This is a genomic window from Labilibacter marinus (genome assembly GCF_001659685.2).
GTDB classification, from domain to species: Bacteria; Bacteroidota; Bacteroidia; order Bacteroidales; family Marinilabiliaceae; genus Saccharicrinis; species Saccharicrinis marinus.
Map to the genome: position 1 here is coordinate 39,967 of NZ_LXYE02000061.1, position 16,153 is coordinate 56,119.

Consider the following 16,153-nt stretch of genomic DNA (forward strand, 5'->3'; position numbering starts at 1 on the left):
TTAATCAAATTGTCTTTTGTAGAACCAAAGCTCGTGCAAACTAAAGTTGGCAGTTACTCTACCGTACGATTGCTTATAGTTTAAATCGTATACGGCCTCTTTGGTTCCTAATTCTAAGGAAAGGTTGATTGAGCTTCTAGATCTCTTTAATGGTATTCCTACACCAAAAGTTATGCCATAATTGTAATAATCGGTGCCATACACATTAATATTATCTGTTTTATAGTAAGCACCACCGCGATAACGTATTCTGGATATGTAGCTGTCAGCCGATCTATCATCTGGAATATATTCAGCTCCTACAGAGTAACTAGAACTGTTTACATATCTAAATGATTCATCAAAATGAGCTGCATCAGACCATAATTCAGTTTTGTAATCAAAACCTACGATTAGTTTATCTTTTATCTCATATGAAACACCAAAGCCAATAGCTGAAGCATATTGTAGTTCTCCGTTATCAAATTTATTATTATCGTAACGTAAAGTATCTACTCCTCTAGGTGTATAGAATAAATTGTTATCATCTCCAAATTCACTTCCTCGTGCAATGTAAGATGTGGTGTCTCCTTTTAGGTTAATGTTAGGGCGATAAGTCAATCCAAAAGTAATAGACTTCTCTTCCCCTATCTCACGAGTATATTGTGCACCAAAGTTGTATAATACACTTGCAATTCTAGTTTCCTTAAGGATACCATGATTTAATCCACTGGAAGAACCTCCAAAGCTCGACTTGGAAATGTTTCTGAGATTACCAAAGGCATAGGAAATATCAGCACCTAATGATAAATTCTTTGTGGCTTTAAAAGCTAGACTTAAGTATGCTGCTGTTAAATTCCCATTACCAGTAATCTGTGAATAGGATTCTGTCCCATCTTCTTGATCTTCTATAATAACAAAATTATAACCGCTAGAGGTTAGTGGTTTAATTCCTACGGATGAAGAGATTTTGGGAGATACAGAGAAAGCCAAGGCAAAATAATCAAAAACTATATTACTGTTTTTAAGTGTTAATTCACCAATTTCTTGTCTTTGCCAAAAGTAGCTAAATCCACCATCAAAATAAAAAGACATTGAATCTAATGCGGTTAAAGAAGCAACGTTTTGGTTGTTGATACCATAAGCAGATCTCATTCCTATACCGGTATTAGCCATTCCACTTGTTCCTGAATAACCAATATTCTGAGTTTCGCCTAAACCAAAGCGAGAAAAAGGAGAATATGTCCTTTCTTGAGCCGATAAGTTAAAGAACGAATTGAATGTTATTAGTGTTACCGCAACAAGCGCTAATTTATTTATTTTTAGCATTATATTCTAATATTGTATTTAAACCGGTTAGTACCAAATTAAGATGTACAAAGATGGGATTTTTTAGATTTTTGGCAAAAAAATATGCATCTCCACCTGTTAAAATAGTTTTTGTGCTGTTATTCAGTTCGTTAAAGTGATTAATGTAGCCCTCTACTTCAAATAATATACCATTTTGCACCCCCGACCAGATCGCTTCGTCCGTACATAAGCCCATAAATGGCGAATGATCATGTTGATTTAGCAAAGGAAGCTTCTCCGTATTTTGATGGAGTGCATTAAAACGTGTTTGTAATCCTGGAGATATATTTCCTCCTAAAAATGTTCCGTTTTCATTTAAATAATCAACCGTAATAGCCGTTCCTGAATCGATAATTAAAAGAGGTGTGCTTGGGTATAATTTAAATCCACCAACCAGAGCTGCAATTCTATCCTTGCCCATGGTGTGTGGTGTTTTGTAATTATTTTTTATGGGTAAAAAGGAAGATGCATTTAAGATATGCGAAGTATTTATATTACTAATGTTAAATTTGTCAAGAACATCATTTACTTTCGTATAATCAGTTTTAACTGATGAAATGATGAGTTGATCAATACTAAAACTCTGTTGGAGTTTAGAAAAAAGACTTTTATCAGGATTTTTGCTAGAATCGGAATGAATCAAGTCCCCCTTGTCAAAAACACCAATCTTAGTAAATGTATTTCCCTCATCAATGACTAAATTCACGATTATTTATTTTAAGAGTTGCACTATTTTGTACGAGTGTATTGTGTTGAATATTAATCGTGTATATTGATTAAATATTCCTTAAATTAGATTTGTTTGATTGCAAAACTAGTAAAAAAGCTTTGTATCGGAAAGGATTAAACGAGCACAGATTATGAGAAAAATATTTATAGTAGAAGACGACCGCTTTATAACTGCCATTTTTACCATGTTTCTTCGCGATTTAGGACATGAGTTAGTAGGTAAAACAAGTTCTGGAAAAGAAGCTATTGAAATGTGTAAAGAGCTAAAGCCAGATGTTATTCTGATGGATATTCATTTGGATGGTGATTTAGATGGCATTCAGACGGCTGAAATGTTAAAGCGCGAAATAGAAGTGCCTATTATATATATATCTAGTGACACAACTTCACCTGTTATTGAGCGTGCCATAGTATCAAATTCTTATGGATACCTAGTTAAGCCTATTAATAAAAAGGAATTGGGCATTAGTATCGATTTGGCTTATTTTAAGCACAAGGTTGATCTGGAGCAAAAGGAAAGAGAGCAAGGGTATAGAGAGTTTATTTCTGACTCACCTATGGCTATAGTGGTTGTTAATGAAGGTAAGATTACTTACCTCAATAGATTAGGCTTAGATGTATTCAGAACACATTATATTGAAGACGTAATGGGCCTTCCGATTAAGAATTTTGTGGCGGAAAAAAGCATGGATGAGTTTTGCGAAATTCTTGAATCGACGATGACGGATGATAAACGTATTAAACCATTCTTAGCAAAAATGAAATCGGTGCACGGAGATTACTATTGGGCTGAGATTACAGGATCGAAGGTGAAGTTTAATAATCGTCAATCTGTTCAACTTCTTTTTAGAGATGTATCTGAACGTAAGTCTAGCGAAAGAAGAAATAAAGTTTATGAAAAAGCTTTGTTCGATAGAGAAAAAGCCTGTTTCGTTTTAAATCATAGAGGAGAAGTTACAAGAAGTAATAACTATACTGAAAAGCTATTGGATCAAGGGACTATTGATGGTGCTAAATTAGAAACCTTGCTAGCAGATAATAACGAATGGTTATCCATTTTTAGCAGTAAGGAAACTATAATTGAAGATCAGCAAAAAGTGGTTGCTATTCTAAAAAATGATCAAGAAATTGAATTTGATTTATTTTTAATGAATGATGTAAATGGCGAATTACACGAAGTTATCTTAACCGAGAAATGCGAATAATTATTTCTCGGTAAAGATTGAATCGTGGATATCGTCAAAAATAGTTTTTACAGAAGTGATGGTATCAATAATTGGAAATACCATACTGAGTTTTCCACCTTTTTCTTTCATCTTAACATCTTTTGATTTGGTTTGTAAATAACCAAGGATGCCCGTAAAAACAGGAGACTGGTAATAAGGAGATTCTTGATTTGATACAAAGTAAATAATCAACTTGTTGTTTTTAAAGATGATTTTCTCAATGCCAAGATCGATAGCCTTCCATCTTATTTGAACAACCTGTATTAATTCCATACTTGTTTCAGGGATTTGTCCAAACCTATCGGTTAGTTCATTTTTGAAAGCATCAAGTTCATCTTCATTTTTTAAGCCATCCAGTTTACGGTATAATTGCATTCTTTCAGCCACATTTTCTACATAATCATCTGGTAATAATAATTTGGCATCAGTTTCAATAGTGCAATCCGAAACAAACTTGATGTTTTTATCTATGGCTTGATTGATTTCTTCTTTATATAAATCTTTAAACTCCGTTTCTTTTAATTCAAGAATAGCTTCATTTAAAATACGATGATAAGTTTCAAAACCTATGTCTGCAATAAATCCACTTTGTTCTCCTCCCAATAAGTTACCTGCTCCACGAATATCTAAATCCTGCATAGAAATGTTAAAACCACTTCCTAAGTCAGAAAATTCTTCAATGATCTTAAGTCTGCGTCTAGCTTCTTGTGTTACGGAGGTTAGTGGAGGAGCTAATAAATAACAGAATGCCTTTTTGTTCGAACGACCTACTCGTCCGCGTAACTGGTGTAGCTCACTTAAGCCAAAGTGATTTGCATTGTTTATAATAATAGTGTTGGCATTAGGTATATCTAACCCCGATTCAATAATAGTGGTAGCGATAAGTACATCATAATCACCATTAATAAAATCGAGCATTATTTTTTCTAATTGACCACCTTCCATTTGGCCGTGCGCCACAACTGTTTTAACCGTTGGCATAATTCGGTTAACCATGGCTTCAACCTCAAAAATATTTTGAACCCTGTTATGAATAAAAAATACTTGCCCGTTTCTATCTATTTCGTACGAGATAGCCTCCTTAATTATTTCATCATTAATCGTATGAAGTTCGGTAAGAATGGGATGTCGATTCGGAGGAGGAGTGTTTAATATAGATAAGTCACGCGCTCCCATCAACGAAAATTGCAAAGTACGAGGTATTGGAGTTGCTGTTAAGGTTAAGGTATCAACGTTAATTTTTATCTTTTTAAGTTTTTCCTTAATACTAACTCCAAATCGTTGCTCTTCATCAATAATAAGAAGTCCCATATCCTTAAATTCTACATCTTTTCCGATGAGGCGATGCGTACCGATAAGAATATTTACTTCTCCATTTTTTAAGTTATTTAACGCCTGCTTTATTTCTTTTGGTTTACGCAATCTACTCACATAATCTATCTCACAAGGGAAATCTTTTAAGCGCTCCCTAAAGGTATTGTAATGCTGCATGGCCAAGATGGTGGTAGGTACTAATACTGCAACTTGTTTGTTATCTGCCACAGCTTTGAAAGCCGCGCGTATGGCAATTTCAGTTTTTCCAAAACCTACATCACCACAAACTAGCATGTCCATCGGAGTTTCTTTCTCCATAGCTTCTTTTACCAGTCGAGTGGATTTTTCCTGATCAGGAGTATCTTCATAAATAAAAGAAGCCTCAAGTTCTGTCTGTAAATAGCTGTCGGGAGAAAAAGCATAACCAGGTTCCTGCTTGCGCTGTGCATATAATGCTATGAGCTCGCGAGCAATATCTTTAACCTTTTTCTTGGTTTTATCCTTTACTTTTTGCCAAGCGGCTGTACCTAATTTATTAATACGTGGAGGTTCGCCTTCTTTACTTTTGTATTTACTAATACGATGTAAAGAGTGAATGCTGACAAGTAAAACATCATTGTCTCTAAAAACCAATCGTATGGCTTCTTGTCTTTTTCCATTTACTTCCTGATTCACCAAGCCTCCAAATCGTCCAATTCCATGATCGATATGAACCACGTAATCACCTGGATTTAATCGGCTAATTTCTTTTAAAGAAATAGCTTGCTTGGCTACTCGTGCTTTATCTGTTCTAAGGCTGAATTTATGATACCTTTCAAATATTTGATGGTCGGTGTAAAAACAGTTTTGCTGGTCGTGATCGATAAATCCTTCGTGCAAAGTTTTGGACTGAGCTGTGTAATGCACTTTGCTCTCTTTGTCTTCAAAAATAGCCGTTAAACGCTCGTGCTGCTTGGGGTTGTCGGCTAAAATAAAGCAAGTGTAGCCACCCTCTTCTTTGCTTAATAAATCCTCTTCCAGTAAATCAAAGTTTTTATTAAAAGCAGGTTGAGGAGTTGTTTTAAATTTTATTTCGCACGCATCTTTATAATAGCTCTTTTTTCCGAACTGAATGCTTTGTTTTGAAGCAAGTTGTTTTTGTAAATCATCTCCATTTACAAATTGGTTTGCAGAAGGTATGGTTTCGTCCTCAGATTTCTGACTGTTTCGATGTACTATTTTTAGGTGTGCATCTTTTATTTTTTCTATGATGAAATCAATATCATAAGCCCATATTTTAGTTTCTGTATTTAAGAATTCTAAAAGTGGTATATGCTCCAAACCATCTCCTGTACTTAAGTTTGGAATAATGGCTATGTCATTCAGTTTGGTTTTTGAAAGTTGGTTTTCTAAATCGAAGGTGCGAATAGAATCTACTTCATCACCAAAAAAATCAATACGATAAGGATCTTCATGTGCAAATGAATATATATCAATAATGCTACCTCTGACTGAAAACTGCCCAGGTTCATATACAAAATCTACTCGCTCAAACTGGTACTCATTTAATACCTCGGTAACAAATGAGATGTCCAACTGCTCACCTGTTTTAATATTTAGCGTAGCATCTTCTAGTTGTGAATTCGTGGGTACCTTCTCAAACAAAGCCAATGGGTAAGTGACTACAATACCAGCCTTTTTTGTGTTGGCTAAATAATTTAACGCCTCTGTACGTAATATTATATTAGAGGATTCTAAATTTCCATATTCTGGCGATCGTTTGTAAGTAGAAGGTAAAAAGTATACCACGTCTTCGCCTAAAAGTTGAGCCAAATCATTATAAAAATATGCAGCCTCTTCCTTATCATTTAAGATAGCTAAGTGAGCATTGTTTTCTAGCGTCTTAGCAAGAACTACACTTTTAAAAGATCCTGTTGTTCCGGAAACAAATATATGTTGTTCCTTTTTGTTAATGGCATCTTTTAATTGCTCAAAAATAGGATTGTTTTGGTACTCGGAAAGTATATTGGACTGATTCACGCTTCTATTTATTTTTGTGCAAAAGTAATTATTCTATTGGAAAATGTAGGGTCAGTTATTTATAGCTTTACTCCACTTTAATCACCACACCCGAAGCTTGCACTTTTCCTTTGGTATTAACAGTGCCCGATATGTAAGGTTTATCATCCAAATAAATTTGAATATAATACAAACCTTTCTTTTTGAATGTGAATGGTAATGGAGTATAGCCTTTCGTGTTTTCTGTGTTTAAATCCCATGGAAGAATTTGTTGAACCATATCATTGGTGAAATCACTGTATTCCATTATTCGATTAATGGTAGCTGCTGACATTTTGGAAGGAGATTTTTCGTAATATGCCAGAGCCATATGGAAATATTTCCCTTTTACAGGTTTAACTGGAATAGAAAAAGATTGATTACTTTTGACTTTACGTGGAAAATCTCCAAACTCAATATAATTATCCAAAAATTCTTCATAATACCTAAATTCACCCTGGTGAAGGTAATAGCCTAAGCCAACATAGTTATGAAAAATATTTATGCAGTTTTTCTTATGACCATCGTTAGGTCTCCTCTCAGCCATAAACGAATTATGGGCTTGTTGCATATACGAGTGAATGTCCTTGGTGGAAGAAGGGAGAAAATCATCAGAACGCAAAGCAGCTGCGTTTTCAGAAACATGAGCAGTTCCTCCTGCAAAGGCAAACCTATGATAGGGTGATTCTCCTTGCTTGTTAAAATGCCCCATAAAACCATTAAGAGCTGCTTGTTTGGCAATTTTATTTGCAACCCTACAAGCTAAAATATCTAATTTTACCAACTGAACCTGATGTTTTTTACGTGATGCATTAATGTGTGCAAGCTGATTTAGTTTAATGAGGATAGCAGTTTTGTCATCTTTGTATTCGCTCAATCGTTGTTCTTTGTCGTTTAAATCTAAATAATATTCCATATCGCTATTGGAGATGGTGTATTCTGCGACTTTGGACTTGCTACGAGATTGAGCATAACCTGCTATTGAAAAGGTAAGCGTAAATAGTAGTATGTAAAAATTAGATGTTTTCATTCTCTTCATGCATAGGTATTATAAACGAAAATTTGCTACCAATATTTTTACGACTCTCAATTTGTAACTTGGAGTGGTGTTTTTTTAGAAGGTCGTTACAAATTACCAAGCCAATGCCAGCCCCTTTTTCATTGTAGGTACCTTCCTTGGTAAAGTGCTGACTCGGATTAAGAATCATTTTAATATCTTCATCTGAAATACCAATGCCATCATCTATTACGGCCAGTTCCATTTTGTTTTCATCTACTACAATACCTTTCAAATAGATATTTCCACCCGCCTTGGTAAATTTTATGGCATTAAAAATAAGATTTCTAATAATTGTCATCACCATTTCCTTGTCGCAATATACGCTTGCATTGTCAGGGAAATGATGAGAGATAACGATTTCTTTTTGATTCGCAATTTCTTTGTAAAGCAATTCGTTCTCAATAAAAATGTCATTTAAGTTGTATTGTTTGGGTTCAAAGGTGTACTGATCAAGTTGAGCTTTACTCCAATTTAATAAGTTGTTCAGTAGGTTATACGTGCGTCGTGTGTGCAGATAAATTTTCTGAATATCATCTTTTTTTACCTTAAACTCTTTGTCTTTATTTCGTAATAGTATTTCAAAATATCCAATTAGTGCGGTAAAGGGACTTCGTAAATCATGAGAAATAATACTAAAAAAACGATCCTTGGTATCATTTAAATTTTCAAGTACATCATTCTGATTAACTAACGAATCTTTTTCAAGAGAAATACCTTTCTGTGCTTTGTATAGCTTAAACGAGAACCTTTCTATTACAATGCTTATAACCACAAACATTCCCGCAGCTTCAAGTATATATTTTGTGGAACGGATAAATAAGTGTGAATCGTGAATGTGTAGTTGATGAACCAGACAAGATACTAGAATAAAAGAACCAGCAGATATTATGGCGTAAATAACAACAATGCCAATACAACTCATTGAGAGCCCAAGGGTGGCCAAAGTAATCATTAGTCCAGAATAATATGTGTCCAGCGCAACTGAATTTGCATCTATATTGGCATAAATATATACCACATTCAAATTCATAGCTAATAATGCTGTTGCATTGATGATACGTATGTATGGCCTAAGCTTTTTAACGTAACTTAAAATGTACGCCGTTATTAAAAAGGGTACACCAACAAACATTTGAAAACTGATGACGGAAGCCTCTGTGTTGGGATAGGTGTAGTAGTCGAGTAAAGCAAAGATGGGATAGAAGCATGTATATAACAAAAGCAAATTACGTATATAATGCTTGTTGCTTTCAAAAAGCCACAGAATATAATCCAACCTGCTTTCTCCCTTATCCCTATTATACTCCATTACTAATATTCCCAAATGTACGTTCTGTAGGCAAATATACGGCATTTAAGTAATTGGATGCAAAAATCCATCTCAACAATTACTGCTGTTAAGATGGATTTAGTTTCTTTTATCAGCCAAATACCCTAATAAACTCTTCTACTTTATTCACCATGTTAGTTGAACCGCAATAAAATGGAGTTCGTTGATGTAATGAAGTAGGCGTTAGTTCCATGATTCGTTGATTCCCATCAGTAGCTTTTCCGCCAGCTTGCTCAATAATAAAAGCAATGGGGTTGCATTCGTATAGTAATCTTAATTTTCCCTTAGGAGCACTATCTGTAATAGGATACATAAAAATACCTCCTTTTAGCAAATTTCGATGTACATCAGAAACCAATGAACCAATATAGCGAGATGAGTAGGGGCGATTTGTGGCGGCGTCTTTCTCCTGGCAATACTTAATATATTGCTTTACGCCAGCAGGAAATTTTAAATAATTACCCTCGTTTAACGAATATATAACACCATCTTCTGGGTTCTTAATTAACTTATGAGAAAGACAGAATTCACCAATAGAAGGGTCTAAAGTAAATCCATTGATGCCCTGACCCGTAGTGTATACTAGCATAGTAGAAGAACCATATAAAATGTATCCTGCAGCAACTTGTTCTGTTCCTGGCTGAAGAAAATCATCCATGGTGGCCTTTTCTCCCACCTTAGTTTTTCGTTTGTAGATAGAAAAAATAGTACCAATAGAAACATTAACGTCTATATTAGAAGAGCCATCCAGAGGGTCCATTAGAAAAACGTATTTACCATTTCTGGCCACATCATCATCAAAAAGGATAAAGCTTTCGTTTTCCTCCGAAGCTATGGCGCAAACTTCTCCACAGGAGTGCAGGGAGTTAATAAAATGATCATTGGCAAAAATGTCGAGTTTCTTTTGATCTTCACCTTGCACATTAGACGTGCCCATTTCTCCTAGTATATCTACTAGTCCTGCTTTGTTTACTTCACGGTTAACAATTTTGGCTGCCGTTCCTACGTGGTGTAATAGGTGCGATAAGTCCCCTTCGGCTTGCGGGAATTGTGATTGACTATTTAAGATAAACTCACTCAGCGTTACAACTTCAAATTGATTCATAAAATTGATTTTATTTTGGGTAATTTATTTCGGTATTATAATACGTAAATATTTTTCGTTCTTAGATGATAATAATCACAAACTAAGTTTGAGTAATATCAATTATTAAAGTCTTGTAATTATTACCTTTGATAAAGGTTTAATAATTTGTTTGTGTTATGATACAAGTTTATAAGTTTGGAGGAGCTTCAGTAAAAGATGCAAAAGGCATTAAAAATGTTTGTAACATTATAAATAACTGCCAAAATAATTTGGTTGTAGTTATTTCTGCCATGGGTAAAACCACTAATGCTATGGAAGAATTAGTGGATGCTTTTATAAAGCAAGATCAAACTCATATAAAAATAGCATATGAAACCGTTGTCAACTATCATAACCAAATTGTAAACGATTTGTTTGAGTCGGATGATCCATTTTTAGCTCAGTTTGATGAACTCTTAAATAAATTATGGCAACGTGTTCAACAGCACCCCGGATTGGATTATGATTTTGAATATGACCAGATAGTTCCGTTTGGGGAAATATTGTCTACACAAATAGTAAGTACTTACGCCCGTAAAATAAAAATTAATAATACTTGGTTGGATATAAGAAAGCTGATAAAGACCGATGAAAATTATAGAGATGCAGGTATTAATTGGGGCTTAAGTTCTCAGTTTGTAAAGTCAAAAATAAAGTTTGATGATAATAGTGTTTTTATAACTCAAGGTTTTATTGGTTCAACCATTAATAATATTACCACAACGCTGGGGCGAGAAGGGTCGGATTATTCGGGTGCTGTATTGGCGCATATATTAGATGCCAATAGCTTGACGATATGGAAAGATGTTCCTGGCGTGCTGAATGCTGATCCTCGCTGGTATCCATTTGCTGAAAAGCTCGATGAAATTTCATATCCCGAAGCCATTGAGTTAGCATATTATGGAGCCCAGGTTATTCATCCAAAAACTTTAAAGCCTTTGCAGAATAAGAATATTCCGCTATTCGTAAAATCCTTTGTCGATGACCAGGCGAGAGGAACGGTCATACAATCGGTTGAGTTGAGTGGGGTAGAGGTTCCTGTTTTTATCCTAAAGAAAGATCAGCTTTTTATTACCATCTCACCGAAAGATTTTTCGTTTATATTGGAAGATAATTTAAGTGACATATTTACATTTTTCAGTAAACATAAAGTCAAAATTAATTTAATGCAGAATTCTGCACTTAATTTCTCTGTCTGTGTAAATAATGTGCGTAATGTATCTAAGCTGATAGAAGCTTTGCAAAAAGACTTTGTAGTTAGATATAATGAGAATGTAGAATTGGTGACTGTGCGAAACTATACTGATAAGGCTGTGGATAAAGTGACAATAGGTAAAGAAATAGTTGATGCGCAATTGAGTCGCAATACCGCACGCTATGTGTTGAAGTGTAGTGAGTGGAAGTTTTAACTTGAAAGGCCAAGTCATTTAACTGGCCTTTCAATATATAATATTACACTTCGTTGGCCGTTTTATAATCCGTATATCCTTTTTCATCTGGCGAATAAAAGGAGTCGAAGTCGCCTTCTTTTAGGGGAATGCTTTTCTTAAAACGTTCAAGCAAGTCTGGGTTAGAAATAAAAGGGCGTCCAAAGGCAATCAAATCAGCGTTGCTGTTTTTAAGATCTTTTTCAGCCGTTTCAGAGTTGTAGCCACCGCAATGAATGATAGTTCCCGAAAATGCTGCTCGTATTTTTTCTTTTACTGACACAGGAACTTCCGGAGCTCCCATGGCTGAATGATCCACCAAATGAATATAAACGATGCCAATCTTATTCATCTCTTGGGCTAAAAACTCGTATGTTTCTTCTATATCATCAAAGGCAGTCATATCATTAAAAACACCATAAGGCGAATAACGAATACCCGTTTTATCTTTACCAATAGCCAATGCTACTTTCTGAGCTACTTCAATCACAAAACGACACCTATTTTCTATACTACCGCCGTAATTATCATTTCGTTTGTTGGTGCAAGGGTTAATAAATTGATCTAGCAAGTAACCATTGGCGCTATGCAGTTCAATGCCGTCTATTCCAGCTTTAATAGCATTAACTGAAGCTTGCACAAATTCATTTTGAGCTTCTTCAATATCACTTAATGTCATTTCTTTTGGAGTAGGGTAGCTTTGCATTCCATTTTTATCCGTATGTACTTCCCCACTTAAAGCCACGGCCGAAGGTGCCATGATGCAAGTACCTTCTTCCATATTGTCTGGGTGAGATACTCTGCCAGTATGCATGATTTGCATAAATATTTTACCTTCCTTTTGGTGGACTTGGTCTGCAATTAAGCGCCATCCATTAATTTGTGCATCATTAAATATGCCAGGTATTCGAGCGTATCCCAATCCATTGGGCGAAGGAGCAGTACCTTCTGTAATAATTAAACCAGCGCCCGACCTCTGTCCATAATATTTAGCCATTAATTCATTCGGAATATTTTTGATAGCGCGGTTGCGTGTCATAGGAGCCATTACTGCTTTGTTTTTTAGAGTAATGGTACCCAATTGATAGTTGGAGTATAATAACATGATAATAATTTTAAATAAGATTCTACATGAGAGAACTTAATTTAAAACAGCATGCTTTAGTAAAAGTTTTGAGAGAAATGTAGATTATAAGTTGAGGGTGGTTAGGAAAGATATAACCATAATAATCGAAAGTTTATCTAAATAGTTGGTTCAGCTTTACTTTATAATTAAAAGTCTTTTAAATAAAAAGCGGCTTTGTAACCTCTGAGTTCGTTGTAATCGTTGTATAATTCATAAGCAATCAGGATAGAATGAATTCTCTTTTCCAGCCTTTTTGAATCTTCGTTGTAAACCCAGGTTTCCTTAAATTGTAGTTTTCCAACTCTATCTCTATTAAAGTTGATGTCATCTTCCAAGGCTTTAATATCATCTATATCTAAAGCTTCATTGTTGTAGTAGTGGTATGCTTTTTTCTTTCCGGTATATACCATCTCAAAAAGACTATTCACCAAATCTGCTTGTCGAACATCTTTTACTTTTAAGGATTCCCATTGGTTCAAACTATCAGGGTTGCTAATCAGAACCTCATAGGTAATGGTATCTGCCCACACAATATCAGATTGTTGATAGGAAGTTTTTTCAGACTTCCTATCATTACATCCTGTAGCGCAAAAAAGTAGAAAAGTAAAAAATGTAATACATTTAATAGTGGTACGATAGTTAACCTTTCTCAACATGCGATTCTTATTTTATTGTTTTCTGAAACTTAATCGTTCACCTTTTTTATCGTCGTTAAAAATACCGTTGTGGTATGCAAGGTGTCCATTCACAAAAGTGTGACTCACGTAATGTGAAAAATCCTGTCCCTCAAAAGGGCTCCATCCACATTTCGAATATAGGTTACCTTCGGCAACGGTCCATTTCGATTCTGGCTCTACAATAACCAAATCGGCCTTGTAACCTTCTCTAATGTATCCTCTGTCTTCAACTCTAAATAAAACAGCAGGGGCATGACTCATTTTATCCACCACCTGTTCGTAAGTGAAAACACCTTGGTTTACCATTTCTAACATGGCTACCATGGCGTGTTGAACTAAGGGGCCTCCTGATGGAGCTTTAAAATATGTGCCTTGTTTTTCTTCTTTAGTATGAGGTGCATGGTCTGTAGCAACAACATCTAGGTTACCATTTTTCAATGCAGCCCTTAAGCTATCTCTATCCTTTTTCGTTTTGATGGCAGGATTCCATTTTATCTTGGCTCCATGTTTTTTGTAATCTTCATCGCTAAACCAAAGGTGGTGTACACAAGCTTCTCCAGTAATTTTCTTATCTTCCAAAGGCATGTCTTTGTCTAAAAGTTCAAGCTCTTTAGCAGTAGTTAAATGCAAAATGTGCAAACGAGCTCCGTGTTTACGTGCTAGGGTCGATGCTTTTAATGATGATTTATAACAAGCCTCTTCCGAACGGATTAAATGATGCATCTCAAAAGGAACTTCTTCACCATACTTTTCTTTATAAGCTGCCATGTTAGCAACAATAGTATCTTCATCTTCGCAATGTGTGGCTATTAATGTAGGTGCTTTGGAAAAAATTTCGGCTAATGTTTTTTCATTATCTACCAACATATTACCAGTAGAAGAACCCATAAACACTTTAACCCCACAAACTTTTGTTGGGTCTGTTTTAATAATCTCGTCTACATTATCATTGGTAGCTCCTAAATAAAAAGAGTAATTAGCAATAGACCTTTGCGAAGCTAGGGTGTATTTATCTTCTAAAACTTCATGCGTAGTAGCCTGAGGTTTGGTGTTGGGCATTTCCATAAATGAGGTGATGCCGCCAGCAACGGCTGCTCTTGCCTCCGTAAAAATTTCAGCCTTGTGTGTTAGGCCTGGCTCTCTAAAATGAACCTGATCGTCAATAGCGCCAGGAAGCAATAGTTTACCTTCTCCGTCTATTATATTATCAGCAACAGGTAAAGACTCGCCCTCTTTATATATACGTTCAATCTTATCCGCCGCAATTAAAATGCTACCCACATATGAGGTGCCTTCATTTATAATTCTAATGTTTTTGATTAATGTCAAGCTCATACTACCTATTTGTTAACGCTTTAAATGAATTAGTTTAGTAAAATCCAGTAACTATCGTTCGTATTTTTTAAACCAACTAGCTACTTTCATTTTAATCACTCCCCAAACGGCTTCGTTAAAAATACCACCGCTCATTTTCGAAGTTCCTACTTGTCTATCTGTAAAAACAATCGGAACCTCCGAAATGTTGAATCCATATTTCCAGGTAGTAAATTTCATTTCAATCTGAAAAGCATATCCTTTCAATTTAATCTTATCTAAAGGAATGGTTTCTAAGGTGTGTCGTTGGTAGCATTTAAAACCTGCAGTAGTATCCATAATCTTCATGCCAGTAATAAAGCGAACATAAACCGAAGCAAAATACGACATCAATACTCTGCCCATAGGCCAGTTAACCACATTAACACCCGATTTGTATCTCGAACCAATCGCCAGATCTGCACCTTCTTTACAAGCTTCATATAGTGCAATCAGTTTCTCAGGAGGGTGAGAGAAGTCTGCATCCATCTCAAAAATGTAATCATACTTTTTGTCAATGGCCCATTTAAAACCAGTTAAGTATGCCGTTCCCAAACCTAGTTTTCCTTTGCGTTCTAATATATGTAGTTTGCCCTCGTACTTTTCTGTCATCAATCGTTTAACAATGTCCGCAGTTCCATCGGGCGAATTATCTTCAATGATTAAAATATGGAACTCTTTAGGTAAGGCAAATACAACATCAATAATAGATTCAATATTTTCCTTCTCGTTGTAGGTAGGTATAATAACTAAACTATCGCTCACTTTATATGACTTTATATTAAAAGAAAGCACGAATATAATAACAACCGTAGTAACATAGTATGATTTTATACAATTTTCTTTAGGGCGTTCCCCTCAATCAGATATCTTTCCATAGGTGAAACGCGTATTTCGGGGCGGGCTTTACGTTACTACTCCTCGCTAAGTTTTATGAGCGAGGAGTGCTAGTATTATATAATGTAGCGGTATATATGTAATGTAGTATATATATGGAATAGCGCTGTGGGGTATTCTCTTCAATCCCTAACGCAGGGGGGAAGCATAAAATAAGGAGTGTTTTGTATATGCTTATATTTAAAATATCCAGTATTAAATGTTTGATTTTTTTTAGATGAAAAAAAAATATCGCCCTAAGTGTTTGTTTTCGAGGGAGTAATTATCGAGGATCTTAAGGATGTGAAATAAAGTGAGAATAAAATTTTGAAAACAAATAAAAAGTCACTTATCTTTGCACCCGCTTTAAAAGAAAGGCGCTATTCAAACTGACTTATTGAGCTCTTGTGTTGATTGAAAAAACAATCAAATATGAAGAGTAAAATTTTTTCAAAAAAAAGTAAAATATTTTTTGGAAGTTAAAATGAAAAGTGTTTATCTTTGCACCCGCTTTGAACGAAAGGTGTGATACAAACTGAGATG

General features: G+C 35.1%; 12 protein-coding genes. 2 read left to right on the forward strand and 10 right to left on the reverse strand.

Annotation, left to right across the window (positions count from 1 at the left end; translation table 11 throughout):
- Nucleotides 1-1,308 carry a porin family protein gene (locus A8L32_RS22335; RefSeq protein WP_075591598.1) on the reverse strand — a complete coding sequence of 436 codons (1,308 nt, stop codon included), beginning with the start codon at nucleotides 1,306-1,308 and terminating at the stop codon, nucleotides 1-3.
- On the reverse strand, nucleotides 1,292-2,035 hold the full coding sequence (locus A8L32_RS22340) for a type III pantothenate kinase (RefSeq protein WP_075591599.1): 744 nt from the start codon (nucleotides 2,033-2,035) through the stop codon (nucleotides 1,292-1,294). Before A8L32_RS22340 ends, A8L32_RS22335 begins: the two co-directional genes overlap by 17 nt.
- Before the next feature lie 154 nt (nucleotides 2,036-2,189).
- Here A8L32_RS22340 and A8L32_RS23585 point away from each other — a divergent pair, with 154 nt between their 5' ends.
- A complete protein-coding gene (locus tag A8L32_RS23585) occupies nucleotides 2,190-3,263 on the forward strand; it encodes an ATP-binding response regulator (RefSeq protein ID WP_075591600.1) in 1,074 nt (357 codons plus the stop codon).
- Here the strand turns inward: A8L32_RS23585 and mfd are convergent, their stop codons facing one another.
- The 4 genes from mfd to fbp form a co-directional block, all read right to left on the reverse strand.
- Nucleotides 3,264-6,617, reverse strand: coding sequence for a transcription-repair coupling factor (gene mfd / locus A8L32_RS22350; RefSeq protein WP_083631469.1), 3,354 nt, complete (start codon nucleotides 6,615-6,617; stop codon nucleotides 3,264-3,266). It abuts the gene before it with no gap.
- 67 nt (nucleotides 6,618-6,684) lie between these two features.
- Nucleotides 6,685-7,674 (reverse strand): CAP domain-containing protein, encoded by a 990-nt coding sequence (locus tag A8L32_RS22355; protein ID WP_143525204.1) that lies wholly within the window; start codon nucleotides 7,672-7,674, stop codon nucleotides 6,685-6,687.
- On the reverse strand, nucleotides 7,652-9,019 hold the full coding sequence (locus tag A8L32_RS22360) for a sensor histidine kinase (RefSeq protein ID WP_158027284.1): 1,368 nt from the start codon (nucleotides 9,017-9,019) through the stop codon (nucleotides 7,652-7,654). Before A8L32_RS22360 ends, A8L32_RS22355 begins: the two co-directional genes overlap by 23 nt.
- A 97-nt stretch (nucleotides 9,020-9,116) precedes the next feature.
- A complete protein-coding gene (gene fbp, locus A8L32_RS22365; protein ID WP_075591604.1) occupies nucleotides 9,117-10,130 on the reverse strand; it encodes a class 1 fructose-bisphosphatase in 1,014 nt (337 codons plus the stop codon).
- A 158-nt stretch (nucleotides 10,131-10,288) separates the two neighbouring features.
- Between fbp and A8L32_RS22370 the strand changes: the two genes are divergently transcribed.
- Nucleotides 10,289-11,560, forward strand: a complete 1,272-nt coding sequence (locus A8L32_RS22370) for an aspartate kinase (RefSeq protein ID WP_233145521.1) — start codon at nucleotides 10,289-10,291, stop codon at nucleotides 11,558-11,560.
- 43 nt (nucleotides 11,561-11,603) lie between these two features.
- Here the strand turns inward: A8L32_RS22370 and A8L32_RS22375 are convergent, their stop codons facing one another.
- The 4 genes from A8L32_RS22375 to A8L32_RS22390 all read right to left on the reverse strand — a co-directional run bounded on the left by A8L32_RS22375 (nucleotide 11,604) and on the right by A8L32_RS22390 (nucleotide 15,499).
- Nucleotides 11,604-12,683: an alkene reductase gene (locus tag A8L32_RS22375; protein WP_075591605.1), complete on the reverse strand. Its 1,080-nt coding sequence runs from the start codon at nucleotides 12,681-12,683 to the stop codon at nucleotides 11,604-11,606.
- Between the two features lie 167 nt (nucleotides 12,684-12,850).
- Nucleotides 12,851-13,360: a hypothetical protein gene (locus A8L32_RS22380; protein ID WP_075591606.1), complete on the reverse strand. Its 510-nt coding sequence runs from the start codon at nucleotides 13,358-13,360 to the stop codon at nucleotides 12,851-12,853.
- A gap of 12 nt (nucleotides 13,361-13,372) precedes the next feature.
- Nucleotides 13,373-14,716 carry a dihydroorotase gene (locus A8L32_RS22385; RefSeq protein WP_075591607.1) on the reverse strand — a complete coding sequence of 448 codons (1,344 nt, stop codon included), beginning with the start codon at nucleotides 14,714-14,716 and terminating at the stop codon, nucleotides 13,373-13,375.
- 51 nt (nucleotides 14,717-14,767) lie between these two features.
- A complete protein-coding gene (locus A8L32_RS22390; RefSeq protein WP_075591609.1) occupies nucleotides 14,768-15,499 on the reverse strand; it encodes a polyprenol monophosphomannose synthase in 732 nt (243 codons plus the stop codon).
- Between the last annotated feature and the right edge of the window lie 654 nt (nucleotides 15,500-16,153).